This is a genomic window from Ruminococcus difficilis, assembly GCF_016680995.1.
Window position 1 is genome coordinate 1 of sequence record NZ_JAEQMG010000185.1, and the last position, 3,098, is coordinate 3,098.

The window sequence follows — 3,098 nt, forward strand, 5'->3', positions numbered from 1 at the left end:
ACCGAAGACCTCAAATATTTCTACCCGACCAGCACTTTGGTCACGGGCTACGATATCATCTTCTTCTGGGTCGCGAGAATGATTTTCTCTGCGATCGAGCAGACAGGCAAGGCTCCGTTCGACACCGTATTTATCCACGGTATCGTCCGCGACGAGCAGGGCAGAAAGATGAGCAAATCCCTCGGCAACGGCGTTGACCCGCTCGAGGTCATCGAGAAGTACGGCGCTGACGCGCTTCGCTTCCTCCTCGTTACCGGCAACTCCCCGGGTAACGATATTCGCTACTCCGAGAAGCGCATCGAGGCATGCTCCGGTTTTGCGAACAAGCTCTGGAACGCCTCGCGCTATGTTCACATGAATATCGACGACCATGACGTTAAGAACGAACTGCCCTCAGTCCTCACCACCGAGGACAAGTGGATTCTCTCCACCCTCAACTCAGTGGCTAAGGAGGTCAATGAGAACCTTGGCAAGTTCGAGCTGGGTATCGCGGTTCAGAAGGTTTACGAGTTCATCTGGGACTGCTACTGCGACTGGTACATCGAGCTTACAAAGGCGCGCTTGCAGAGCGACGGCGAGGACGCTCAGAACGCCCGTCAGGTGCTGCTCTACGTGCTCGATCAGATCCTCAGACTTCTCCACCCGTTCATGCCATACATCACCGAGGAGATCTGGCAGACGATTCCTCACGAGGGCGAGACCGTAATGCTCTGCGCTTACCCGACCTTCAAGCCCGAGCTTGACTTCCCCGAGGCGGCTCAGGAGATGCAGCGCATAATGAACGCTATCCGCGCTATCCGCAACCGCAGAAATGAGATGAACGTTCCGCCCTCACGCAAGGCGAAAATCTACGTTGCGACCAAGTTCCCCAATACCTTTGAGGACGGTCAGGCGTTCTTCGTCAAGCTCGCGTCCGCAAGCGGCGTAGAGGTAGGCGACAGCTTCGACATCGACGGAGCGGTAACTATCGTCACTCCCGACGCGAAGGTTTACATTCCCATGGACGAGCTTGTTGACAAGGAAGCCGAGCTTAAGCGCCTCAACAAGGAGCTTGAGCAGGTCAAAAAGCGCCTCGCCCAGTCTGAGGGCAAGCTCAACAACCAGGGCTTTATCTCGAAGGCTCCCGCGGCGGTAGTCGAGAACGTCAGAAAGCAGGCTGAAAAGGAGAGAGAGCAGATTTCTCTTATCACAGCCGCGATCGACGCGCTTAAATAATTGAATATTTAAAGGGACAGATTCGCTCTGTCCCTTTATTTTTTTAAAAACCGATTGACAAACGGTTTTTCTTGTGCTATACTCAAATTAACAAATGAACATATATTCATATGAACAAATATTGAGGTGATAATATGGGCAACCGTGAAATTCCCGATCTGGATATGCTCTTTGAGCTTGCGGACTTGTTTAAGGTTTTCGGCGACTCAACTCGCCTGCGCATTATGTACGCGATTTCCGACGAGGAGCTGAGTGTTCTCAGCATCGCGGAAACTCTCGGAATGGAGCAGAGCACTATCTCGCATCAGCTCCGCGTTCTGCGCAACAACAAGCTCGTTCGCGCGCGCCGCGAGGGTAAGCAGATATACTACGCCCTCGACGACGACCATGTTAAGAAAATCATAGAGATGGGTATTGACCATCTGATGGAGTAGAGCCATGAAATACACATTGATTCTTGAAAATCTCAACTGCGCTCACTGCGCCGGTAAGATCGAGCAGGCTATCGCGGAAACTGACGGCTATGAGAAGGTCAGCTTCAACTTCGCGACAAAGGAGCTGCGGTTCGAGAGTGAAAAAAAGCACCCTGCCGCCGAGATACAGCAAATCTGCGACAGCATCGAGGACGGAGTGAGCGTGAAGGAGACCGCCTCGAAGGAGAAAAAGAAGCTCACGACTGAGCATATTCTTTTGATAATCGCGCTTGTTTTCGGCGCAGCGGCGGTTGTGTTCCACCTCGCGGTACACAACGAAGCCGCGGATATCGCGGTGCTCGTGCTCAGCCTTGCGGCTACTGTGCTTGCGGGCTGGAAGGTGTTTATCAAGGGATTCAAAAATCTGATCAAATTCAGGATAGAGGAGACCGTGCTGATGTCCATAGCGGTCATCGCGGCGTTTATCCTCGGCGAATACGTCGAGGGCGCGATGGTAACGCTGCTGTTCACCGTAGGGGAGCTGATTGAGGACTTCGCGGTTGACGCGTCGCGCCGCGATATCGAGAAGCTCAGTCAGATACGTCCCGACACCGCTATAATCATTCACCACGGTCACGAGGAAGAGGTCGCTGCCGAGAGCGTTGCGGTGGGCGAGATAATTGTAATCAAGCCGCACGCGCGCGTTCCGATTGACGGAGTTGTCGTCGAGGGCAGCTCGACGGTGGACAATGCCGCTCTGACGGGCGAGAGCATTCCCGTTGCCGTCGCGGTGGACGACGAGGTACTCAGCGGCGGAATAAACGGCGACAGTCTGCTCAAAATCCGCACCACAAAGGCGTTCGGCGAAAGCACTGCCGCGAGGATTCTGCAGATGGTCGAGGACGCGGCTGCTCAGAAGGGCAAAAGCGAAAAGCTGATTTCGCGGTTTGCCGCCGTTTACACACCGATAATGGTCGGTCTGGCTGTGCTTATCGCAGTTGTGCCGCCGCTCGTCGGCTTAGGAACCTTCAGTAAGTGGATATACAACGCGCTTGTCGTGCTCGTGGCTTCATGTCCGTGCGCGATTGTTATCTCGGTGCCGCTCGCGTACTTTTCGGGTATCGGCGCGGCATCAAGACAGGGCGTGCTGATCAAAGGCGGCAAGTACCTTGAGGCTCTTGCGACGGCGAAGAACTTCGTATTTGACAAGACAGGCACACTCACTACGGGCAAGCTGAGAGTCGCCAAAACGGTTTCGCTTTCGGACTATTCTGAGGACGAGATACTCAGCCTTGCGGCGGCGGTGGAGGAATATTCCTCGCACCCGATCGCGCGCGCGATTTGCCGCGAAGCAAATGCCGCGGATATTACTCTGAGCAATTTCAGTGAGACCGCAGGCAAAGGAACCTCGGCTCAGTACGAGGGTAAAATGCTCTGCTGCGGCAGCTATAGCGGCGAAGTGCCGTCAAA

The 3,098-nt window shown here is 54.4% G+C and carries 3 protein-coding genes; all 3 read left to right on the plus strand.

Annotated elements, in window-relative coordinates:
- Positions 1-1,215, plus strand: a 1,215-nt coding sequence (locus JKK62_RS16295; protein WP_201428846.1) for a class I tRNA ligase family protein, incomplete at its 5' end; no start/stop codon positions are given.
- A 134-nt stretch (positions 1,216-1,349) separates the two neighbouring features.
- Positions 1,350-1,649 (plus strand): ArsR/SmtB family transcription factor, encoded by a 300-nt coding sequence (locus JKK62_RS16300; RefSeq protein WP_201428847.1) that lies wholly within the window; start codon positions 1,350-1,352, stop codon positions 1,647-1,649.
- A gap of 4 nt (positions 1,650-1,653) precedes the next feature.
- A partial coding sequence (locus JKK62_RS16305; protein ID WP_201428848.1) for a heavy metal translocating P-type ATPase occupies positions 1,654-3,098 on the plus strand: 1,445 nt, incomplete at its 3' end.